We start from the raw sequence: 21,930 nt of genomic DNA, 5'->3' as shown, positions 1-21,930 counted from the left end.
AACAGGGGCAGGTGATGAGGACAGAAAAAAGATGAGAGCAGTTTCCAAATCAGCGATGATGCGCTGCGCGACCGGAATGATTGCGCTGGCCGTATTAGCCGGGTGCGAAGGCCCGCTTGACTATGATCTTCGCGGTCAGATCGGAGGGTTTTCCACCACGGATGCGGCCCAGACGGCCACCACGAACCGCCCGCCGCCGGATGCGCGCGGCGTGATTACCTATCCGACTTATCAAGTTGCCGTTGCGCGCCGGGGTGACAAGGTCAGTGACATCGCAGCGCGGGTGGGTTTGCCCGAAGCAGAGCTGGCCACGTTCAACGGCCTCAAACCCACTGATACGTTGCGGGACGGTGAAGTAATCGCTCTGCCGCGAACGGTCAGTTCGGCAAGCTCGGTCGATATTGCGACAATCGCAGGGACCGCTATCGATGAGGCACCAGCGGATGGCTCGGTCCGCACGTCGACCTTGGCGCCTGCGCAGCCTACCGCGACACCAGCACCTCCTGCTGCGCCGTCAGGACCCGAACCCATCAGGCACAAGGTGAAACGCGGCGAGACTGCGTTCACGATCTCGCGCCTTTATGACGTGCCAGTGGACGCGCTGGCGGATTGGAATGGTCTGGATTCGGACTTTACGGTTCGGGAAGGTCAGTTCCTGTTGATCCCGATCAAGACGCAGTCCGCGCCGCAACAGGCCGCTGTGCCAGCAACCAATGTCACGCAGCCGGGGCAAGGATCACCCACTCCAACGCCGCCAAGTGCGACTCAGCCTTTGCCAGACGAACAGGTCGCTGCACCGGTTCCTGCGCCGGATGTAACGGCTGAGGCACCGACCAATCAGCGCAACTCGGCGCTGGGTTTGCCGGTGACCGGGACAATCATTCGTACCTATAAGAAAGGTCAGAACGAAGGCATCGATATCGCTGCTGCACCGGGCGCCGCCGTTAAGGCCGCCGAGGCCGGAACCGTGGCTGCAATCACCGCGGATGCCGATCAGGTGCCGATCATCGTGGTCAAGCACAACAATGACCTTCTCACCGTGTATGCAAATGTCGAAGGCATAACAGTCAAAAAGGGCGATCGGGTGCGGCGAGGCGAGAGAATTGCAGCCCTAAGGGATGGTGACAATGCCTATGTCCATTTCGAGGTTCGCAAAGGGTTCGAAGCGGTCGATCCAGAGCCGTTTTTGAAATAGAAAATGGCCCGGTCCGGGCCATGCTTCTGGCAGGGATATTCTCTGCCAGATGAAGGACGGATCAGGTTTGCGGATCGAAGTCGCTGAGGCGTTTTCCGGGCTCATCTGTGAACAGTTCGGGCAGGGGGCGGATGGCTTCGATCAGGTCAATGCGGAAGACGCGGAAGCTGTCTCGCAGCTCACACCATGCGGTGAGTGTCCAGACGCGGCCCCAGTATTCCATATGAAGCGGGCGGATCGTGCGCTCGGTCAGCACGCCGTCGATGCGGCGGTAGTTGAGGTGCAGTTTCTGGCGTGATTTGATGGCGGCGCGGATCGGGGCCATATGCGCCAACCCACGCGCAGCATCGGCAAAGGGGTAGACGGCGAATTTCCAGGTATCTGCTTCGGCGACGACTTGCGTCGGCAGCACGGCGTCGATCTTGTCGGCCAGCGTCTCGGCGGCGGCTTTTAGCTCGGGGTCGGCGGCTTGGGCCACGATGGCCATGCCGAGGTTCAGCGCCTCAAGCTCGGCTGGGGTCAGGTTTACCGGCGGCAGGGTGATCTGTTCGCGCACCATGTAGCCGACGCCGCGCTCGCCCTCGACCGGGACGCCTGAGGCGACCAGCGTGTCCATGTCGCGATAGATCGTGCGGACCGACACCTCGAGCCGGTCCGCGATGTCCTGCGCGCGGTGCAGTTTGCCATCGCGCAGGATCTGGATGATATCGAACAGACGATCCGTGCGGCGCATGTCACGCTGTCCGAACCGTGTTTAAGCAATCATGTTCCATAGCACTTTCTCGTGACGCATCTGGATGCTGTCGGGTTTGATCGCCGTCATCAAGGCAGCGGCGAAGTCTTGTTGTGGGAACTGCGCGGCGGCATTCTGTGCGGCTTTCATGTCGGTCCAGACGACGTAGTCGGTCCAGCGGCCATCCTCGCCTTGGCTCAGCTGTCGATGCGCAAAGCCGGGGGCCGCGCGCACAAAGGCTTCGGTGGATTGGCTGAGCTTCACGAACGCCTCGGGCGTGGTGCTGTCTGCGAGCGAAAAGGTGACGATTTCGGCAACATGGGTCATTTCAATCTCCGTTGACCAGGTTTCGATGATCTCTTCCTAGTCACATGCAACTGACATAAACCTGTCAGTTGGGAAAATCCAGCGCCCAAAAAACGCGTGAACAGGGCGAATTCGAACGTGGATTTGATCTGGCGCACTGTTGTCCACGGCTCGTCAGGCGTAGACACGGTTCCAGATCACATTCCCGGTGCGTGGCGCTGACGAGAAGGAGATAAGACATGCTTAACAATATCGGCCTACCGGGCTTGATACTGATTGCATTCTTTCTTCTTTTGCCTGTTCTGGTTGGCTGGGCTGCCAATAAAAAAGGTAGAAGCTTTCTGCTGTGGACCGTGATTAGCATCTTTACCAGCGCGATTATTGGGTTTCTTCTGTTTCGAATCGCAGAGGAAACGCGGCGCTTGAGTTCAACAGAACAAGTTTCCGACTAAAGGAGAAAAATCATGCCACTTAACAATATCGGCCTTCCCGGCCTGCTGCTGATCGCCGTTGTGGTTCTGGTGCTGTTTGGCCGTGGTAAAATCAGCTCGCTGATGGGCGAAGTGGGCAAAGGCATCACCTCGTTCAAGAAGGGCGTTCGCGAGGGCGCGGATGAGCTGGAACAGGACGCCTCCGAGATGGCCAAGGACGTTACACCCGAGACCGACAAAGACAAGGTCTAAGCTCAGATGTTTGATCTGGGCTGGACCGAGCTTCTGGTCATCGGCGTTGTTGCCCTGATCGTCGTGGGGCCAAAGGACCTGCCGGTGCTGTTCCGCAATGTCGGACGGTTTGTCGGCAAGGCCCGCGGCATGGCGCGCGAGTTCTCCAGCGCGATGAACGAGGCCGCCGATCAGGCGGGCGTCAATGACATCAAGAAGGGTCTGAACGCGGCCACCAACCCTGTTGGCAGCGCCATGGACGGCGTGAAAGAGGCCGCGCAGGATTTGGCCAAGAGCATGGACCCGACCAAGTTCGACCCCGACAGCGAGACCGGCAAACTGGCAGCCGAGCGCGCCGAACAGGCCAAGAAGATTCAAGCCTCGACCGCGCGCGCTGCCGCCGAGCGCAAGGCGAAAGAGGCCGCTGACGCCCTGGCCAAAGCCGAAGAAGCCGAGGCCGCGTTGAAAAACGAAAGCAAATCATGACCAAGACCGACGAGATCGAGGACAGCTCGGCCCCATTGATCGAGCATCTGGCAGAACTGCGTACGCGGCTTATCCACTGCGTCGTGGCGTTTCTGATCGGGATGATCATCTGCTTTACAGTGGCCACCCCGCTGTTCAACTTTCTGACGCAACCGTTGTGTGACGTTCTGGCCGAACGCGGGCAGGATTGCGGGCTGATCTTCATCTCGCCGCAGGAAGGGTTCTTTGTAGCCATCAAGGTCTCGCTGCTGGGTGGGTTCATTCTGGCCTTTCCCTATATCGGGATGCAGATGTGGCGGTTTGTGGCTCCAGGATTGTATAAGTCTGAAAAGAACGCGTTCCTGCCGTTCATGCTGGCCTCTCCCTTTATGTTCCTGTTGGGGGCCAGCTTTGCCTTCTACGTGGTCACACCGCTGGCGTATGACTTCTTCCTTGGCTTCCAACAATTCGGCACTGAAGGGGAGGCCGTGACGGATCGCGTAACCGCCGCACCGCTGAGCGTGGTCTTTCAGGGCTCAGCACAGGAATATCTGAACCTGACGATCAAGTTCATCGTAGCCTTTGGTCTGTGCTTCCAACTGCCGGTTCTGCTGACGCTGATGGGCAAGGCGGGGCTTGTGACGGCCGAAGGTTTGGGCTCGGTTCGCAAATACGCCGTGGTCGCCATTCTGGTGCTTGCCGCGCTGGTAACACCGCCCGATGTGATTACTCAGGTGATCCTGTTCGTGGTGGTCTACGGACTGTACGAAATCTCAATCTTCCTCGTGGCCCGTGTCGAAAAAAAGCGCGAAGAACAGCTGCGCGCTGACGGCTACTATGACGACGAAGAAGAGGCGGATGCCGAAATCGTCGACGAAGAAAGCAAGTAAACCGGCTTAACCCGGATCAGGCGCGCCCATTCGTGGCGCGCCTTTTTTATGCGCGGGTCTTGCCGCTTGCATCTGATCATGGTTTGAACCCCAAAACAGCCGGAGGCCCTGATGGATGACCAAACCCTGAACCGCATTGCTGATGCCTTGGAGCGCATGGCTCCAGCCCCCTTGGCAGCCCCTGATTTCGGCGCGGCCCCGGCTTTTGTCTGGCATGTGGACCCTGACCGGCTGGAACCAGTGACCAATGTGAACCGAGTCGATTTGGACCTGCTGGTGGGCATCAACCGCTCGCGCGACACGCTTCTGGACAATACACGTCGCTTTGCGGCTGGGTACAAGGCAAACAATGCGTTGCTCTGGGGGGCGCGGGGTATGGGCAAGTCCAGCCTTGTCAAAGCGGTCCACGGGAGCCTGCAAAATGAATACCCCGATCTGAAACTGGTCGAACTTCAGCGCGAGGACATGGGCTCGGTCGCGCGTCTGCTAAACCATCTGCGCGCCGCGCCGCATCGGTTCATCCTGTTCTGCGATGATCTTTCGTTCAGCCATGATGACCAACACTACAAATCGCTCAAGGCGGTGCTGGACGGCGGTATCGAAGGCCGCCCGGAAAATGTGGTGTTCTACGCCACCTCGAACCGCCGACACCTGATGCCGCGGGACATGATCGAAAACGAACGCTCCAGCGCCATCAACCCGTCCGAGGCGGTCGAGGAAAAAGTCTCACTCTCCGACCGCTTCGGCCTTTGGCTGGGCTTCCACCCCTGCGATCAGGACGAATACCTCGCCATGATCAACCGCTACTGCGCCGCCTATGGCGTCAACGTCGCCCCCGACACCCTGCGCGCCGAAGCCATCGAATGGCAGGCCACACGCGGCGCACGTTCTGGCCGCGTAGCGTGGCAATTCTTCGTCGATCTGGCCGGGCGCACCGGCGCGCATATAGGCTGATCCGCCTGCTTCATCTGGCCAAAAATACCTCCGCCGGAGGCATGGCCGGCAAGGGCCATTCCCTTATAGAGACGCCAAAATCCGGGCCGCCTCATCCGCAGGGCTCGTCAAAGCATCACGGTCCTCGCCGGGATGAAATCGCGCGCGCACGGCCGTTGGCATGGGCGCAGGTTCCACAATCGACACACGTGGCCCTGTGCGCTCGGTCTCAGCCGCCCAACTGCGGGCCAAAGCCATCTGAGCGCCCTTTGTCGCGCCATAGATGCCATAGAACTTGTCGCCCGCTTTGGGGTCGTCAAAGAACACGGCATGACCGCTCTCGCCCAGCAACGGAGCGATATAGGGAATCAAAACCGAAGTCGCCGTGGCATTCACATTGACGGCCTTTGCCCATTCTTTCGGGTCGATAAAATGCGCAGGCGTCAGAGCCGAGCTGTGAACAGCCGTGTGCAGCCACAGATCCACCTTGCCCCAACGATCATGAATACCCCGGCACAGCGTCGCCATGGCGTTCGGGTCTGCGATGTCCATGGGGGCCAGCGTGGCCGCGCCGCCTTTGGCCTGAATACGGTCATCCAGCTCTTCCAGCCCACCGGTGGTACGGGCGACAGCGACAATGTGGTACTCGGGGGCCAGCGCCTCGGCCAGAGCAGCGCCCAAGCCCCGTGACGCCCCAGTGATTAGGGCAATTTTGGTCTGATCGGTCATGACAGCGGTTTGAACCCCCGCAGGCAGGGCGTCAAGACGGTTTAGCTGCCGGGAATGACGATGCGCCGGGTCTGGCCGCTTTGTCGCAGCATCACGCCATCCGGATCAATTGCCACCACAGTGCCCGAGGATACGCGGCTGCCGGGCTTGACCTCTTTCACACGTCCCGACGACATTCGCATGAGCGCGCGCAAATCCGATTTCGGGCCAAAGACCCCAAGGAGGGATACAGAGTTCTTTTTAAGCGCGCTTTTTTGCGTGGCCGCGCTTTTGACGGTGGCGTTCGACATAAATTCCGGCCGGGCCGCAGCGGCCCGATCCCTTGTTGTGAGTGCTTGGTAGGCGGGGCCTTAACAAAGCCAACCAGTAAGAAAAACCCCCCTGGGGGATCACGAAAACGACAGCGAATGTGCCCGTGGAGAAGCCCTTGAGCTTACGTTTTCTTCGCCGCAGAGTTGTGGGCGAAAACCCACCGATCCAGTTTGCACGGGCAAAAAGAAAGCCCGCATCACTTCAGTGACGCGGGCTTTCGTCATTACCGATTCGGCAGATAAACTAACCCGAGGCCAGTTTTGCGGCGTTCCACGATCCGCCGGGTACCTGCATATCTTCGCGTTTTTTGCTGACGCGGCTGCTGTTTTCCAGCGTGTCCAGGTAATCCCCACTGACGCTGCCAGTGATGTAATTGCCGTCGAAACACGAACAGTCAAAAGCCTCGATCTCGGGGTTTCCTTCCTTGGCCGACCAGATCAGATCGTCGAGGTTTTGATAAAACAGTGCATCCGCTCCCAGTTCCTGCCGGATTTCTTCAATATCCTTGCCGTTAGCGACCAGCTCATGCTTGGTGGGCATGTCGATGCCATAGACATTGGGATATTTCACAGGCGGCGAGGCGCTGGCGATATAGACTTTCTTCGCTCCGGCCTCGCGGCACATCTGCACGATTTTCTTGATCGTGTTGCCGCGCACAATGGAATCGTCGATCAGCAGCACGTTGTGACCTTTGAACTCCAACGGAACCGCGTTCAGCTTGCGGCGCACAGATTTCTGACGCTCTTCCTGACCGGGCATAATGAAAGTCCGGCCCACATAGCGGTTCTTAACCAAACCCTCGCGGTATGGGATGCCAGTTGCCTTGGCGACCTCCAGCGCGACGGGACGGGCGCTGTCGGGCACAGGAATAATGCGGTCGATATCCAGACCGGCTGCCTCGATCTGCCGGGCCAGCGTTTGACCCATGCGCATCTGGGTTTTGTAAACCGAAACCCCATCCAGCAGCGAATCCGGCCGCGCCAGATAAACATACTCGAAAATGCAGGGCGTCAGTTGCCCCTCAACCGCCTGGAATGTGTGCATGTTGCCGTCCAGATCGATCAAGATGGCCTCGCCGGGTTTCACATCGCGTAGTTTGTCAAAGCCGTTGATGCCAAAGGCCACATCCTCAGAGGCAAAGGCATAGTCGTCACCCTTTCCATCCACATCACGCTTGGCGACCGAAAGCGGGCGGATGCCATAGGGATCACGGAAGGCCAGCATTCCGACGCCTGCGACAAGACAGATCACCGAATAGGCGCCCTGTACCCGCTCCATCGTCATCTTGACGCCGGCAAACAGGTTGCGGATCGGTTCTGCATTGCCGTTGACCTTGATCGCATCGGCGACCTTGTCGGCCAGCACGTTCAGAAGGATCTCGGAATCCGAAGTGGTGCGCAGGTGGCGGCTGTATTTAGCGGTCACCTTTTCCCGCTGTTCGGCGGTGTTGGTGATGTTGCCGTTATGGACCAGATAGATGCCGTAAGGCGCATTGACGAAAAAAGGCTGTGCCTCGGCCGCGCTGAGCGAGCCTGCGGTCGGATAGCGTACATGGCCCATGCCAACCTTGCCCAGCAAGGTTTCTGCGTCCTTGGCGTTGAACACGTCTTTGACCAGACCGTTGGCCTTTTTCTCTCGGAAGAACTCTCCGGTATATGTGACGATCCCCGAGGCGTCTTGCCCCCGGTGCTGCAGCATCAGCAGCCCGTCATAGATTTCCGCAAAGACATCATGTGTCCTGCTTGCGATCCCCAAAATCCCACACATGTACGGGCTCCAATTTTCTATGACGATTTGAGAGGTTTCGGTGACTGGTGGTGCTGGATGGCAGTATCTGAGGACTCGATCGCCTGACAGGCGTTGAATGCGCGCGCTTTGTCCTTTGCAGGGGCGGGCACGTGAGAAAACAGATACAGCAAGATCGGCAGCTCCGATTCCATGTCAGTTCGGCTCTCACATAATGCCTTACGGTGCCTGTGTCATCAAAGGATCACAATTGCGATTTGACGCAGGTGGTTTTTGCGGGAATTGCGCTTCAAACAGTGACAGGTCAGGCCGCATGTGCTGTCATTTCTGTGATTACCAATTTTCTGTTTTGATACCATTCGGACGGACCTACCCATGTGGCAACACAAACAAGGACAAAAAAAAGAAACACAGCCAAAACGCAGATGTCACCGATGCCGTGGCATGGGTCGGTCTCCCTGTCCGATTTGCAACGGCGCGGGCGAAGTTGTCAAAAGCCGAGACATTCACGGAAAACCAATCTTTACACGGTGTACCGGGTGTTTTGGGCTCAAAAACATCAAATGCACGGTCTGTGCGGGTGAAGGGTTCACCTGAGCAATACAGTCTTGCCGAAAAAAAAGCCCGGTCCAAGCCGGGCTTTTCGCTTATTCTGTGGTTGCCGGGGCGGCTTCGGGTGTGACCTCGCCGCCTTCTGTGCAGCTTGCCACCAGCTCCTCGTATTGGCGTGTCACCCAACCGAGCGCTTCTTCGGGGTTCTGTTCTTCGATCTGACCGCTGAACTGTTCAAACACCTTAGCCGAGCGGCTTTCATCGACGATCGTATATGACTGACCTGTCATAACGGTATCGTAGACAAAGAATGCGATTGCGACCAGCAGGATGCCGCGTGCGATCCCGAAGAAGAAGCCAAGTGCTTGGTCCAAACCACCCAAGGCTGAGCGTTGCACAAGCGACGAAAATAGAGGGGTGAAGATGCTGACCACGATCAGCGCCACCGCAAAGACCGCCGCAAAACCGGTGATAACAGACAATTCACAACTGTCTTGCAGGAAATCTCCGACGACCGGAATCTCTTTGACCAATGGCACCGCTTGAGGTGCAAAAATAAAGGCCAGTACCGCGGCCGCGACCCATCCCGCAATTGCCAGAATCTCACGCAACAAACCGCGGGAATAGGCCAGAAGGCCCGACACCACGATGATCAGGGCAACCACCCCGTCAATAATTGTAAAACCTTCCATGGCCCTCGCCTGTAATTTTTTCAGCCTCTTAAGGCGTTACCTTAACCTGCTCCGAAGGTTTCGCCAACAAACCCTACCAAATCAGAGGGGCGGGTGAGTGTCAGACCTGCCACAGTGCCAGTTTTGCCACCTGCCGGAGCTATGGCTGATGTGAAACCAAGTTTCTGGGCTTCTTTCAACCTATTTTCGGTTTGTGCAGCTGGTCTTAGGGCACCTGACAGAGAGATTTCCCCGAATACAACGGTGTCTGAAGGCAGAGCTGCATCTTCGCGCGCGCTCAGCAAAGCTGCGGCAACGGCAAGGTCGGCCGCCGGCTCGCTGATTTTTAGTCCGCCTGCAACGTTTAGATATACGTCCAACCCAGTGAAGGGGACGCCACAGCGGGCTTCTAGCACCGCCAGTATCATAGCAAGTCTACCGCTGTCCCACCCGACGACCGTGCGACGCGGTTGCGAATGTGGTGATGGCGCGACAAGTGCTTGTAATTCAACCAAAACCGGGCGCGTTCCTTCGATTCCGGCAAATACCGCCGAGCCAGGGCTGGGTGTTCCGCGCTCGGACAAAAACAAGGCAGAGGGGTTCGTGACCTGGGCCAGTCCTTTACCCGTCATTTCGAAAACGCCGATCTCGTCCGCAGGACCAAAACGGTTCTTCACCGCACGCAGGATACGGAACTGATGGCCACGTTCCCCTTCAAAATAGAGCACAGTGTCAACCATGTGTTCGACGACACGGGGGCCTGCGATCTGACCCTCTTTGGTTACATGGCCGACCATGATGATCGAAATGCCATGTCGTTTCGCAAACGTGGTCAATTCATGCGCTGCTGCCCTTACTTGTGACACCGATCCGGGGGCGCTGTCGACATTGTCGGCCCACATGGTCTGAATCGAGTCGATAATGGCAAGGCCGGGTTTTTCCGCTTCAAGCGTGGTAAGGATGTTGCGCAGGTTTGTTTCTGCCGCGAGTTGCACCGGCGCGTCCTCCAGTCCCAGACGGCGGGCGCGCATCCGCACCTGGGCGCTGGCTTCCTCGCCCGAGACATAGATGGTCTTAACGCCAGCACGAGCAAACCGTGCGGCGGCTTGCAACAGAAGGGTGGATTTGCCGATGCCTGGATCTCCGCCCACCAGCAGGGCCGAGGCGGGGACAAGGCCACCGCCCAGCACGCGATCCAGTTCCTCGACCCCACACAATGTGCGAGGCGGAGGGGTTTCCTCGGTCGACAGGTCCGTGAGTGCGATGGTCTGGCCTCGCTTGCCTCCGAGGGATTTCTTGGCCGGGCCAGCCGAAAGGGGGGCTTCTTGTATGATCGTGTTCCACTCGCCGCAGCCGTCACAGCGGCCAGACCAGCGGGAATGCGTGGCGCCACAGGCCGAGCATGAAAAAGTCGTCTTTGCCATGCGGCCCTTGGTGCCTTAGGTAGGGCGGTTCTTCAAGCCCTTGCGGGCTTTCATCGCCGCCGGTGGCGCACCACGTCCTCAAGCCCTGCGGGCCATCGTCCGCGGCGGGCGCCTGTGGCGCCTATTCAGCGGCGCGAGGGGGCGACATCGCGATGACACTGGATTCGGTGGACTTGTGCTCGTCCGACTGCGATTGGAGTTGCGTGGACAACTCGGGCAACAGGTCGAACAATTCGTCACGCAGGCGGGCGAGTTGCGATTTGGCGATGGATTCCTCGATCTCGACATCGCGGGTCCATTGCCGCAATTCTTGCTGGATGGTTTGCGCGTCACCGATGCGCTGTTGGAATTGCTCGATCTCTTCTTGACGCTGCTGGAGGAACGTACGTGCCCGCGCCACGCGTTCGTCGCTGTAGGTGACGGCGAGTTCGTGGCTGATCTGGCTCATCTGCGCGGCCAGTTCGAGGATTTCCGGTTCCAGCGATTGGAGGTCGGGATGTTGGCGCAGAAAGGCAATACGCTCTTTGACCGCGTCGAATTCAGACGACATCATGAATGTGTCACCTCGGTCCGCAGCATGGGCCATTTGGTAGGCGTAGGTGATGTCATGCATGTTCATCGCGAACTTGCGATGCGCATTCTCAAGCGCCATCATTCGACCGTTTGCGGGCAGATAGAAGGCCAGCATGAGAATCAGTGCGGTCAATCCGATCTGGATAAACATGCCCGCATCTATAGCCGGTGCGGTGCCGAATCCGGCTTGCATGGACAGCCAGGGTAGGACCCCAAATGCCGATAAGGCGGTGGTCGTCACGGCCGCAAGCGCAGCCGCGCAGATTACGATAAAGGTCAGTCTTAAAAAGGCATTCTGAAATTGCAATGTTATGTTTTGGAGGGCGGCCATGGTTGTCGATCTCCTTCTAGAACCGGAACACACCGGAGCCGAAGCGGAGTAGACTTAACGTACAGACAGAGATCCGCCACGGACCCGAAAACTACTATTTGTTGCTGCTCGAAATATTAAGATGATACTTGGGTAAATGTTTTCAATCAATTAGCTTTAAGCTTTTCGTGAGGCGGATGTCATCTCTGTAATATGTCCCAATGCCAGCGAGGCCAGAATGCAGCCTGTAAACAGGTAAAGACCCCATGCGGTTTCGATGGTCGCGTAAGAGATGCCCTTGGCCAGCGTGATGTAGAGGGCGATCAGGAAAATATCGGCCATGGCCAGCTTGCCGAGGATGTTGAGCGCGGGCTGGACGCGCGGGTCCAGCAGGTTCCATTGGATCAGTGCGGTGCCGATGGTTTTGACGTAAGGCGCGAAGAGCGCGAAGACTGTGACGACCAGTGCGAGGAAGATATCGGATTTCCAAAGCGATTGCAGGCCGGTGATGACGCTGATTTCCGACAGGCCGAAAATGGGTAGGAGACCGGCGCGCATCAACGGGGCGAACCACGCGATTGGGTAGAGGATTAGGAGCGAAAGGGTGGCGAGGCGGAGCATATGTTTAGATTGGTCAAAGATGTCAGAATTCCAAGCGGAATTTCGACTTAGTGTTCGACAAACGCAAACAAGATGGATGAGCTATGAATTGTCCAAATATCTCTGAAGAATACCTAAAAAACATCCGCATAATCGGAATACAAAAAATAACGGTCACAGCGGCATGAACCGAGAAGAGACGTTTAGTGATTGCGAATATCGCGGCACCAATTGTTGCAACGGCGCAAAGAATGATCGGCGCAACCACCAAGGTTTCCAGCCATTCCCCTTTTAACATCGCCCTCTGAACGCTTTCAGGGAAGCTAGAAATGTTAAAGAGAGCAATTATTGAAAGTGTTATCCAAGCGCAGCAAAGCATGGGGGTCCAAATCAAGACTAGACCGACTTTCTTGTAGTCGGTGGTCGCTTTGATTTTCTGACCAAGCGAGATAGAGATACAGGCGGCAGTAATTGGTAAAGGTAACACTACAGTAACTAAGAAAAGCATCTTTGAAACTTACCTAGACGTTACAATGCCCTTTGTAGTGAAGTTTTCACCGCACCGCTTCAATCGGCCCTTCAGCACTGCCGCTGATGAACTGCTCGACATAGGGATCACCCGACGCATCCATCTGCTCAACAGGGCCGGTCCACTGTATGACGCCTCCGTGCAGCATCGCCACATTATCGGCAATGGCGCGGACGGAACTCATATCGTGGGTGATGGTCATGGCCGTTGCGCCCATCTCGGTCACGATCTCGCGGATCAGGTCGTTGATGACGCCGGACATGATCGGGTCCAGCCCGGTGGTGGGCTCGTCAAAGAAAATGATCTCGGGCTCGGCAGCGATGGCACGGGCGAGGCCCACGCGTTTTTGCATCCCGCCCGACAGTTCCGAAGGGAACCGGTCGGCAACGTCCGATTTCAGGCCCACACGCCTCAGTTTATCAATCGCGATCTCGCGGGCATATTCTGCGGGGCGCTTGAGCGGGCCGCGCAGCAGACGGAACGAGACGTTCTGCCAGACGGGCAGAGAGTCAAACAAAGCCGCGCCCTGAAAAAGCATCCCGAACCGGGCCAGAAACGCATCGCGGTCGCCTGTTGCCGCGTTCTTGCCATCCACATAGATCATGCCGCTGTCGGGTTTGATCAACCCGAGAACGCATTTCAGCGCCACAGACTTTCCGGTTCCCGAACCGCCTATGATCACCATCGAAGTGCCCTTGGGGATATCGAGGTTCATGCCTTGCAGGACTCGGTTATCACCGAAGGCTTTGTGTACATTCTCCAGCCGTATCATACCGAAAAGAACACCCCTGTGAGAATGAAGTTGGCGGCCAGGATCATGATCGCCGCCGCTTCGACCGAGGATTTGGTCGCACGGCCCACGCCCTGCGCGCCCCGGCCCGAGTTCATGCCGTAATAGCAGCCCATCACGGCCGTGATGAGGCCAAACGTAGCACCCTTGACCAGCGATGAAATCACGTCGTGCAATTCCAGAAAATTGACCGTGTTCTGAAGGTAAGCGGCAGAGTTGAAACCTAGGTTCTGAGTGGCAACCACATAGCCGCCTGCGATGCCGATCACGTCGCCCACGGCAACAAGCACTGGCACGGTCAATATGGCTGCCAGAACACGCGGTGCGGTTAAGTATTTCATCGGGTGCGTGGACAGGGTGACTAGCGCGTCGATTTGTTCGGTCACTTTCATCGTTGCGATCTCGGCCGCGATAGAAGAGGTCACGCGTGCCGCGATCATCAGACCACCAAGAACTGGTCCCAGCTCGCGTACCATGCCGATGGCCACGATCTGAGGCACCACGGCCTCGGCGTTGAAACGGGCGCCGCCAGCATAGATTTGCAGCGCCAACGCGCCGCCGGTAAAAATGGCGGTCAGGCCGACCACGGGCAGAGAAAGCCAACCGATATTCATCAGCGCAACGACAAATTCGCGTGGATAAAACGGAGGGCGGAAGACGTGCGATATCGCATCCACTGTAAACAGTGCCACCTTTCCAAAGGTTGCAAACACAGTCAGGACGGCACGGCCTATACCGCCCAGCAGTCTCAAAGGGTTCATTCCACGTAACCTCGGGAATAACGCGCACCGAGCGACGTGAGAATCTCGTAGCCGATAGTGCCTGCGGCCTCGGCGAGGTCGTCTACGGTCTGGTGGCCGTTGAGAATGCGCATTCGTTCTGGGTCCTCAGGCAAATCAGTGACATCCACGGTGATGAGGTCCATGGAGATACGCCCGACGACGGGGCAGGGTTGACCACCTGCGAACGCATCAATGCCGCCTCCGATCGCGCGGTGCAGACCGTCAGCATAGCCCGCTGCAACGGTCGCGATACGTGACGGACGGCGCGCGGTCCAACTGTTGCCGTAGCCAACAGTCTCGCCCTCGGCCAACTCGCGGACCTGAATGACGGGCAGGTCCACAGTCACCACAGGTTTCGCGTCGGCAAAAGGCAGACCGCCGTACAGACCGACACCGGGTCGGCAGAAGTCGAAATGGAATTCCGGCCCCAAAAGTAACCCTCCGGTCGCAGCCAAGGACCGTTGGGCCGAGACTCCATCAGTCATATCACGGAAAGTCTTTAGTTGTTGCCGGTTCATCGGGTGATCCGGCTCGTCCGAGCAAGCTAGATGCGACATAACAACCACCGGGTTCAGATCCTCAACCCGCGTGCGCAGCTCGGCCCAATCGGATGGTTCAAAGCCAAGTCGGTTCATGCCGCTGTCGAGCTGGATGCCAAATGAATGCGAGGGCAGGCTTTGTTCGTGGCGCAGAAACTGCTCGGGCGAGTTCAGCAAAGGCGTCAGGTCGTTGCCGCGCAGCAGTTCGGTATCGCCTTCCATATGCCCTGAGAAGACGCCGATCATCGGACCTGGGCCAACAGCTTCGCGGACGGCTGCGCCTTCTTCGGCGACGGCAACAAAGAACTTGCGAACACCTTCTTCGGCGAGGGTGTCCGAGACAGGAGCCGCACCCAAACCATAGGCGTCTGCCTTGACCACGGCGCCGGTCTCGACATTCGTTTTCGTATCTAGTGCGCGCCAGTTGCTGGCGAGCGCATGCAGGTTGATCGTCAGACGTGCGGTACTCATGGAACTGTTCATGACATTGGATCGCTGCAGGTCAAGGGGGTACGCACCGTTTATTGCCGGTTTGACGGGAACGTGGGCGAGGAATGGCTTGTCAGTATGGCAAACAAGGAACCTATGCGCCGAAAAGATCAGGGCTTATTGTTTTCACTGCGTCATCAACACAAGATTGGTGCGAGAATCATTTACGCTCATCCTGAGCGTCGGCAGGAGTAGAATTTGTGCAGTTTTCATCAGGTGTTACTGGCATGGAAGCCGAAATCCCCGAGTTCTTCCGGGCCGTTTTCAGCGCATCCGAAGGCTCGGACGAAGGCGAAGAGTTGAAGGCGCTGACTGTTGCACTGATCAAGACCACTGAGGCCGATGATTTGCTGTGCGTGACAGTGCATACATCCGAGCGCCTGTGCGGGTGCATTTTCTTTTCTCGCCTGACTTATGACGAAGACCCGCGCAAGGTGGTGCTGATGTCCCCGGTTGCGGTTGCTACAGATCGTCAGAAGCAAGGGATCGGGCAGAAGTTGATCGCGTACGGGTTGGAACAGGTTCGCCAAGCAGGGGCCGAGGTCGCGGTGACTTATGGTGACCCGGCCTATTACGGTAAGTCGGGGTTTCAGTCGATGACACCAGAGTTCGCGCGACCGCCCCACGATCTGAGCCAGCCGTATGGGTGGCTTGGCCAATCGCTGAACACCAAGGAATTTAGGCCAATAGCCGGGCCATCGCGCTGTGTGTCAGCCTTCGATCAGCCCGGGTTGTGGTGACTGTCAGTAGCCTTCGATCTGGCCGTCCTGCTGCCAGGGTTTGACCAGGTTGCCAAAGCGGGTGAACTGGGCCTCAAACGACAGTTCAACCGTGCCGATGGGGCCGTGACGCTGCTTGCCGACAATGACTTCGGCCTTGCCATGCAGGCGGTCCATGGCCTGCTTCCACTCTTCCATCTTTTCCAGCTCATGATCGCCGGGCTTTTCACGCTCTTTGTAGTATTCCTCGCGGAACACGAACATCACAACGTCGGCGTCCTGTTCGATCGAGCCCGATTCCCGCAGGTCAGACAGTTGCGGGCGCTTGTCGTCGCGGCTTTCCACCTGACGCGAGAGCTGAGACAGGGCGATCACCGGGATGTTCAACTCCTTGGCGATGGCCTTCATGCCCATCGAAATCTCGGCAATTTCGTTGACGCGGTTGTCGGACATGCCCCGGCACAGCTGCAGATAGTCGATCACCAACAGATCCAGCCCATGCGTTCGTTTGAGCCGCCGCGCGCGGGCGGCAAGCTGCGAGATCGGCAGGGCAGGGGTGTCGTCGATGAACAGCGGGCAGGCTTCCAACTCCTTGGCGGCGTCCACGAACCGGCGGAACTCGGCCTCGGTCATATCGCCTTGGCGGATCTTGTGGCTTGAGATTTCAGAGGCTTCGGCCAGAACCCGGCCGGCCAGTTGTTCCGCGCTCATTTCCAGAGAAAAGAACCCGACCACGCCGCCATCCACAGCCCCTTCGGACCCGTCCGATTTGGTGCCGCGCTTATAGGCCTTGGCCACGTTGAACGCCACGTTGGTCGCCAATGAGGTTTTCCCCATCGACGGACGCCCGGCCAGAATGATCAGGTCCGACGGGTGCAGGCCCCCAAGCTGTTTGTCCAAATCGGCCAGACCGGTGGAAATCCCCGCCATGCCGCCACCGCGCTGATACGCTTCGTTGGTGACGTTGACGGCTTCTGTGACCGCCTTGAGGAAGGATTGAAATCCTTGTTCGGTCTGGCCCTGCTCGGATAACTGGTAAAGCTGTTGCTCGGCCTCGACGATCTGTTCCTTGGGCTCGCTGCTGATTTCGACCCGCGCCGCTTTGTCCGAGATGTCGCGGCCCAACCGGATCAACTCGCGCCGGATGGCGAGGTCATAGATCATTTGGGCATAGTCATGCACCGCAAACGCACTGATCGAGGCCCCGGCCAGTTTGACCAGATAAGCGGGGCCGCCCAGCTCCTTCAGGCCCTCATCCTCGGCCATGAAGGATTTCAGTGTCACGGGCGAGGCCAGCGCATTCTTGGCGATGCGATTGGCCGCGACCTCATAGATGCGAGCATGGACCGGATCATAGAAATGCTCGGCCCCAATGATCGAGGCCACCCGGTCATACAGATCGTTGTTCGTCAGGATGGCACCCAGAAGCTGTTGTTCAGCCTCAATGGAATGCGGCATGGTTTCGGCGTTCTGAATCTGCGCCGCTGCCTGCTCGATACTGCTTATCTCGTTCATTTTGTCCCCACTGCCCTGATGAGGTTCTACACGCGAATGGCTGTCCCAATCCATCTGGAAATCCCTGTGGTTAACTTAGGGTAAGACCTAGGGATAAGTTTCCAGACAGATAGGATATCTGAATGTGTATCGCTTATTATGTAGGAAAGGCGGGGAAAGTCACCAGATATCGTGCTTGGTGCACCGATTCTTCCGGGCTTATCCCCAAATTGCCCACAAGAGGTTTATGTGGATTTATTGGCTTCCTGCCATCCACGCGGGTCGTTCAGGAAGGCCTCGACCCCGTCAAGTGTTTCAGTGTCAAAGGCTTTCTGCGCCTTGGCCTCAGCCAGAACGTCCCACCACGTACACAGCGAATGCAGCTTCACGCCGTGGTCGCCCAGCGTCTTTTCGGTCTCGGGGAAGATCCCATAGTAGAAGATCACCGCCGTATGGCCGCAGGTCGCGCCCGTTTCACGGATCGCATCCACAAAAGACAGCTTGGACCCGCCATCGGTGGTCAGGTCCTCGACAAGCAGCACGCGCTCACCCTCGGACATTGCGCCCTCTATACGGGCGTTGCGGCCGTACCCTTTGGGCTTTTTGCGCACATAGGTCATCGGCAGGGCCATACGCTCGGCGACCATGGCGGCAAAGGGGATGCCTGCGGTTTCGCCACCGGCGATGTTGTCGAACGCCTCGAACCCGGCATCGCGCATCACGGTGACGGTCAGGAAATCCATCAGAGTCGAGCGGATACGCGGATATGAGATCAGCTTGCGGCAGTCGATATAGGTCGGGCTGGGCAGGCCCGAGGCCAGCGTGAACGGCTCGCGCGAATTGAAGTGGACGGCCTTGATCTCCAGCAGCATCCGCGCGGTCAGGCGGGCGATTTCGGTGCTGTCGGGGTACGAGCTGGGGATCATGGTGCAAACCTCTGGGCTGAAAACAGGTTGCGGGCTGATAACGCGCGGCACCCCCCAGAGTCGAGGGGGCGGGCAAAAGAAAAGCGGACCCGCAAGGGGCCCGCTTAGCACGTTCAGTATGGCGCGCGATCAGCTTGTCATGTCATAGGCGCGTTCACCATGCACCGACAGGTCGAGGCCATTGGTTTCTGTCTCGGCATCCACACGCAGTGGCGTGATCAGCGCGACCAGTTTGATCAGCACAAAGGTCACGACGGCGGTGAAGACACCAACGATGACAAGGCCACCCAACTGTGCAGTCCAGGCCCCTAGGCCAAAAACGGCGATCATGATGGTGCCAAAGATGCCCCCAACGCCATGCACGGCGAACACATCCAGCGTATCGTCGATTTTCAGAACGTTGCGGATGACATTGACCGCTTCTTGGCACAGCACACCAGCGACGGCACCGATGATCAGCGCCTGAACCGGATCCACATAGCCCGAGGCAGGTGTGATGGAGGCCAAGCCAGCGATCGTACCGGTCACCAGACCGACCATCGACGCCTTGCCATATTTGATCCGCTCGTACAGTGCCCAAGTCAGAGAGGCGGTCGCGGCCGAGATATGCGTCACGGTCATCGCCATCGCAGCTCCTCCGTCAGCGGCCAGTTGCGACCCGCCGTTAAAGCCGAACCAGCCAACCCACAGCATCGCGGCACCGATCATGACAAAACCCGGATTGTGTGGGGGCGTCGTGCGGTTGCGGCGCGGGCCCAGCACCACGGCGATGATCAGCGCGGCCAGACCGGCGGTTTCATGCACAACGATGCCGCCTGCAAAGTCGCGGACGCCGACTTCGCCCAAAATGCCACCGTCGGTCAGGATACCTCCACCCCAGATCCAATGCACCACCGGTGCATAGCACAGCAACATCCACAGGCCCGAGAAGGTCAGCACAAAGCCAAAGCCCACGCGTTCCACATATGCGCCTACGATCAGCGCGGGCGTGATGATGGCAAAGGTCATCTGAAACGCGAAGAAGAGAACCTCAGGCAGGTTGCCTGACAGGCTGTCTGCATCGACCCCATTCAGAAACGCCTTGCCCAGACCGCCCCACAGCCCAGATCCACCGTCGCCGAACGCGATGGAATAGCCTGCGACCAGCCACAGGATGCTCATCAGGCAGGCGATGCTGAAACAGTGCATGAAAACGCTCAGCACGTTGCGGGCGCGAACGAGGCCACCATAGAACAGGGCCAGGCCCGGAAGTGTCATAAACAGGACCAGGGCGGTTGCCACTATGATCCAGGCGGTATCGGCTCCATTCATCAGCCGCTCTCCTCTTCAGCTTGCGTGGCGGGGCTTGAAGCGGAGCACGGGTGGGGAAAAAAGAGGCAATCGTTAAAAAAGACGCCTATTTAAGGGGCTTTTGTTTAAGTGATGATTAAATGTGCGTCATTTTTGCGGAGTTGCGAAAAAATTAGGCGATATTAGAAAGCGCATCTGACAACAGATTTAGCGCGTGATCGCGCGCGGCCAGCCGGACGGCGTCACGGCCAAGTGCACCAAATTCGATGGTTTGCGTTTGGGTCAACTGGCCTGTAGCGGCTATTCCGAAGCAGACGCGCCCCTCGGGTTTGAACTCGGACCCACCGGGGCCCGCGATGCCGGTGACCGATACGGCCAGTTGCGCGTTGGAATGGTGCAGGGCGCCCTCGGCCATCTCGCGGGCAACCTGCTCCGAGACCGCGCCGTGCGCGTCCAGGGTCGCCGCCTGTACGCCCAACATCTGCTGTTTTGCGGCGTTGGTGTAGGTCACGAAACCTCGGTCCACCACGGCCGAACTGCCGGGGATGTCGGTCAGTGCCGCAGCGACCATACCCCCGGTGCAACTTTCGGCGGTGGCGATCATCACTCCTTGCGCCTTGGCGCGGTCCAGTAGCGCGGCGACGGTCATAGCCCGAGAACCCCATGCGCGATCCCGGCCAGGATCAACACGCCGATGGCGGCAAAGACTCCGGCGATCACATCATCCAGCATCACGCCCATCGCATGCCCCTTGCGGTCGGCCCAACCCACCGGGCCGGGTTTGGTGATGTCGAACAGACGGAACAACAGGAACCCAGCAACCCAACCGGGCCACAGCGCCGTGATCTCGATCCCATACGCCCATGAAGGGTATGAGATCGCCCACAGCGCGATGAACTGGCCTGCGACCTCATCTACGACGATCTCGGACGGGTCGTGATCCTCTTGCCCTGCGGTGATCACGCGGGTGGCCCAGAGCCCGCCGAAGAACACCGCGAACGTGGCGATCACCAGCAGGGGAAAACCACCCAGTGTATGCAAGACCCACGCCAAGGGCAGGGCGGCGAGCGATCCCCATGTGCCGGGCGCAGGGCGCAGATAGCCCACACCGCAGACGGTGCCGATCAGCCGCGCGGCGGTCATGATTTCACCAGACAGGCTGTGGCAAGCGAGGCAATGCCTTCGCTGCGGCCCGTGAAGCCCAGCCGTTCGGACGTTGTCGCCTTGACCGAGACCTGATCGGTCCGCAGCCCCATAATCCGGGCCATCTCGATCCGCATCGCCTCGGCATGCGGGCCGATCTTGGGGTATTCGCAGACCAGCGTGCAATCGATATTCGAGATCGCGTATCCCATCGTCGCTGCCAGCTCGACCGCGTGGCGCAGGAAAATCTCGCTGGCGGCCCCTTTCCATTGCGGGTCCGAGGGAGGGAAGTGTTGGCCGATATCTCCCTGCGCCAGAGCGCCATAGATCGCATCGGTCACGGCATGCATTCCCACGTCAGCGTCCGAATGCCCCTGAAGGCCGCGATCATGCGACACCTGCACGCCGCACAGGATTACATGATCCCCGTCGCCAAACCGATGCACGTCATACCCGTTGCCCAGCCTTACATCCATATTCGTTCCCAATATGCGTTCCGCCCGGGCAAAATCCTCGGGCCTTGTGATTTTGATGTTATCCGCATCGCCCGGCACGATGGCCACGTCCAGTCCTGCGGCGCGGGCAACCTCGACATCGTCCGCCGCGCCGCCCGCATGAGCGGCATGGGCCGCGACGATGGTGTTATAGTGAAAGCCCTGTGGTGTCTGTGCGGCGAAAAGGCCGGTGCGATTCTGCGTGCCAGTCACCGCTTGTCCGTCTCCGGTCCAAAGCGCATCCGTGACTGCCAAGCCGGGGGCGGCAGCGGGGCTGGCTTCGAGCGCCTGCAACACGTTGTGAATAGTCTGAGCACTGACACAGGGACGGGCGACATCATGGATCAGAACGCGGGTCACATCCAGATCGCTCAGGGCGGCCAGCCCATTGCGCACCGAACCCGGACGATCTGCGCCACCTGCGGTCAGGATCAGATCTGAAGCGGCAAATTCTTCCCAAGCGGTGCTGTCCTCGGGGGACAGGACCAGCACGATGTGATCGACTTGCCCGTGAAACTGCTCAATCGTCCAGTCCGCGACGCGGCGTCCGCCTAGCGGTCGCCATTGTTTCGGGATACCCCCTCCGGCGCGCAGGCCACGTCCTGCGGCAACGATTATGGCTGCGGTGATCATG

The 21,930-nt window shown here is 58.5% G+C and carries 26 protein-coding genes; 7 read left to right on the top strand and 19 right to left on the bottom strand.

Annotated elements, in window-relative coordinates; all coding sequences use genetic code 11:
- Window positions 1-31 precede the first annotated feature (31 nt).
- Window positions 32-1,195: a peptidoglycan DD-metalloendopeptidase family protein gene (locus ABWV79_RS01905; RefSeq protein WP_353390127.1), complete on the top strand. Its 1,164-nt coding sequence runs from the start codon at window positions 32-34 to the stop codon at window positions 1,193-1,195.
- A 61-nt stretch (window positions 1,196-1,256) separates the two neighbouring features.
- Here ABWV79_RS01905 and ABWV79_RS01900 read toward each other — a convergent pair whose 3' ends face one another.
- Both ABWV79_RS01900 and ABWV79_RS01895 read right to left on the bottom strand, forming a co-directional pair.
- On the bottom strand, window positions 1,257-1,928 hold the full coding sequence (locus tag ABWV79_RS01900) for a helix-turn-helix transcriptional regulator (RefSeq protein ID WP_353390124.1): 672 nt from the start codon (window positions 1,926-1,928) through the stop codon (window positions 1,257-1,259).
- A 21-nt stretch (window positions 1,929-1,949) separates the two neighbouring features.
- Window positions 1,950-2,255: a hypothetical protein gene (locus ABWV79_RS01895; RefSeq protein ID WP_170774376.1), complete on the bottom strand. Its 306-nt coding sequence runs from the start codon at window positions 2,253-2,255 to the stop codon at window positions 1,950-1,952.
- Between the two features lie 218 nt (window positions 2,256-2,473).
- Between ABWV79_RS01895 and ABWV79_RS01890 the strand changes: the two genes are divergently transcribed.
- The 5 genes from ABWV79_RS01890 to ABWV79_RS01870 all read left to right on the top strand — a co-directional run bounded on the left by ABWV79_RS01890 (window position 2,474) and on the right by ABWV79_RS01870 (window position 5,205).
- Entirely contained in the window at window positions 2,474-2,686 is a 213-nt protein-coding gene (locus tag ABWV79_RS01890) for a hypothetical protein (RefSeq protein WP_353390121.1), read from the top strand.
- A gap of 12 nt (window positions 2,687-2,698) precedes the next feature.
- Window positions 2,699-2,917, top strand: coding sequence for a twin-arginine translocase TatA/TatE family subunit (locus ABWV79_RS01885; protein WP_353390118.1), 219 nt, complete (start codon window positions 2,699-2,701; stop codon window positions 2,915-2,917).
- Window positions 2,918-2,923: 6 nt separating this feature from the next.
- Window positions 2,924-3,382 carry a Sec-independent protein translocase protein TatB gene (gene tatB, locus ABWV79_RS01880; protein ID WP_353390115.1) on the top strand — a complete coding sequence of 153 codons (459 nt, stop codon included), beginning with the start codon at window positions 2,924-2,926 and terminating at the stop codon, window positions 3,380-3,382.
- Window positions 3,379-4,251 (top strand): twin-arginine translocase subunit TatC, encoded by an 873-nt coding sequence (gene tatC / locus ABWV79_RS01875; protein WP_353390112.1) that lies wholly within the window; start codon window positions 3,379-3,381, stop codon window positions 4,249-4,251. Before tatB ends, tatC begins: the two co-directional genes overlap by 4 nt.
- Before the next feature lie 111 nt (window positions 4,252-4,362).
- Window positions 4,363-5,205, top strand: coding sequence for an ATP-binding protein (locus ABWV79_RS01870; RefSeq protein ID WP_353390109.1), 843 nt, complete (start codon window positions 4,363-4,365; stop codon window positions 5,203-5,205).
- Window positions 5,206-5,268: 63 nt separating this feature from the next.
- Here the strand turns inward: ABWV79_RS01870 and ABWV79_RS01865 are convergent, their stop codons facing one another.
- From ABWV79_RS01865 to alr, 11 genes are all read right to left on the bottom strand, one after another.
- Window positions 5,269-5,913: an SDR family NAD(P)-dependent oxidoreductase gene (locus ABWV79_RS01865; RefSeq protein WP_170354364.1), complete on the bottom strand. Its 645-nt coding sequence runs from the start codon at window positions 5,911-5,913 to the stop codon at window positions 5,269-5,271.
- A 41-nt stretch (window positions 5,914-5,954) separates the two neighbouring features.
- On the bottom strand, window positions 5,955-6,203 hold the full coding sequence (locus ABWV79_RS01860) for a hypothetical protein (RefSeq protein WP_170354363.1): 249 nt from the start codon (window positions 6,201-6,203) through the stop codon (window positions 5,955-5,957).
- A 265-nt stretch (window positions 6,204-6,468) separates the two neighbouring features.
- Entirely contained in the window at window positions 6,469-7,992 is a 1,524-nt protein-coding gene (gene purF, locus ABWV79_RS01855) for an amidophosphoribosyltransferase (RefSeq protein ID WP_353390106.1), read from the bottom strand.
- Between the two features lie 626 nt (window positions 7,993-8,618).
- Entirely contained in the window at window positions 8,619-9,215 is a 597-nt protein-coding gene (locus tag ABWV79_RS01850) for a CvpA family protein (RefSeq protein ID WP_170354361.1), read from the bottom strand.
- Window positions 9,216-9,256: 41 nt separating this feature from the next.
- Window positions 9,257-10,618 (bottom strand): DNA repair protein RadA, encoded by a 1,362-nt coding sequence (radA, locus tag ABWV79_RS01845; RefSeq protein ID WP_353390104.1) that lies wholly within the window; start codon window positions 10,616-10,618, stop codon window positions 9,257-9,259.
- A gap of 121 nt (window positions 10,619-10,739) precedes the next feature.
- Window positions 10,740-11,522 carry a DNA repair protein gene (locus tag ABWV79_RS01840; protein ID WP_353390102.1) on the bottom strand — a complete coding sequence of 261 codons (783 nt, stop codon included), beginning with the start codon at window positions 11,520-11,522 and terminating at the stop codon, window positions 10,740-10,742.
- Window positions 11,523-11,678: 156 nt separating this feature from the next.
- Window positions 11,679-12,122, bottom strand: a complete 444-nt coding sequence (locus tag ABWV79_RS01835; protein ID WP_353390100.1) for a paraquat-inducible protein A — start codon at window positions 12,120-12,122, stop codon at window positions 11,679-11,681.
- A gap of 22 nt (window positions 12,123-12,144) precedes the next feature.
- The gene (locus tag ABWV79_RS01830) at window positions 12,145-12,609 is read right to left on the bottom strand and encodes a hypothetical protein (protein WP_353390098.1); all 465 of its coding nucleotides are present in this window, start codon (window positions 12,607-12,609) and stop codon (window positions 12,145-12,147) included.
- A 46-nt stretch (window positions 12,610-12,655) separates the two neighbouring features.
- Complete coding sequence (locus ABWV79_RS01825) at window positions 12,656-13,402, bottom strand: ABC transporter ATP-binding protein (protein WP_353390096.1); 747 nt, start codon at window positions 13,400-13,402, stop codon at window positions 12,656-12,658.
- The gene (locus tag ABWV79_RS01820; protein ID WP_170354356.1) at window positions 13,399-14,181 is read right to left on the bottom strand and encodes an MlaE family ABC transporter permease; all 783 of its coding nucleotides are present in this window, start codon (window positions 14,179-14,181) and stop codon (window positions 13,399-13,401) included. Before ABWV79_RS01820 ends, ABWV79_RS01825 begins: the two co-directional genes overlap by 4 nt.
- On the bottom strand, window positions 14,178-15,212 hold the full coding sequence (gene alr, locus ABWV79_RS01815; RefSeq protein ID WP_353390093.1) for an alanine racemase: 1,035 nt from the start codon (window positions 15,210-15,212) through the stop codon (window positions 14,178-14,180). Before alr ends, ABWV79_RS01820 begins: the two co-directional genes overlap by 4 nt.
- Window positions 15,213-15,457: 245 nt before the next feature.
- Here alr and ABWV79_RS01810 point away from each other — a divergent pair, with 245 nt between their 5' ends.
- A complete protein-coding gene (locus tag ABWV79_RS01810; protein ID WP_353390092.1) occupies window positions 15,458-15,970 on the top strand; it encodes a GNAT family N-acetyltransferase in 513 nt (170 codons plus the stop codon).
- 3 nt (window positions 15,971-15,973) lie between these two features.
- Here ABWV79_RS01810 and ABWV79_RS01805 read toward each other — a convergent pair whose 3' ends face one another.
- From ABWV79_RS01805 to ABWV79_RS01780, 6 genes are all read right to left on the bottom strand, one after another.
- A complete protein-coding gene (locus ABWV79_RS01805; RefSeq protein ID WP_353390090.1) occupies window positions 15,974-17,464 on the bottom strand; it encodes a replicative DNA helicase in 1,491 nt (496 codons plus the stop codon).
- Window positions 17,465-17,688: 224 nt separating this feature from the next.
- Window positions 17,689-18,369, bottom strand: coding sequence for an orotate phosphoribosyltransferase (locus tag ABWV79_RS01800; protein ID WP_353390088.1), 681 nt, complete (start codon window positions 18,367-18,369; stop codon window positions 17,689-17,691).
- Between the two features lie 129 nt (window positions 18,370-18,498).
- Window positions 18,499-19,680 (bottom strand): ammonium transporter, encoded by a 1,182-nt coding sequence (locus ABWV79_RS01795; RefSeq protein ID WP_353390086.1) that lies wholly within the window; start codon window positions 19,678-19,680, stop codon window positions 18,499-18,501.
- 151 nt (window positions 19,681-19,831) lie between these two features.
- The gene (locus tag ABWV79_RS01790; RefSeq protein ID WP_353390084.1) at window positions 19,832-20,308 is read right to left on the bottom strand and encodes a CinA family protein; all 477 of its coding nucleotides are present in this window, start codon (window positions 20,306-20,308) and stop codon (window positions 19,832-19,834) included.
- A complete protein-coding gene (locus tag ABWV79_RS01785; protein WP_353390083.1) occupies window positions 20,305-20,802 on the bottom strand; it encodes a phosphatidylglycerophosphatase A family protein in 498 nt (165 codons plus the stop codon). Before ABWV79_RS01785 ends, ABWV79_RS01790 begins: the two co-directional genes overlap by 4 nt.
- A complete protein-coding gene (locus ABWV79_RS01780; RefSeq protein ID WP_353390081.1) occupies window positions 20,799-21,929 on the bottom strand; it encodes a bifunctional 2-C-methyl-D-erythritol 4-phosphate cytidylyltransferase/2-C-methyl-D-erythritol 2,4-cyclodiphosphate synthase in 1,131 nt (376 codons plus the stop codon). Before ABWV79_RS01780 ends, ABWV79_RS01785 begins: the two co-directional genes overlap by 4 nt.
- Window position 21,930: the final 1 nt, after the last annotated feature.

This window comes from Ruegeria sp. HU-ET01832, assembly GCF_040371315.1.
Lineage (GTDB): Bacteria > Pseudomonadota > Alphaproteobacteria > Rhodobacterales > Rhodobacteraceae > Ruegeria > Ruegeria lacuscaerulensis_A.
Note: the sequence above shows the minus strand (reverse complement) of the source record. Positions and strands in the feature narration are given on the sequence as shown.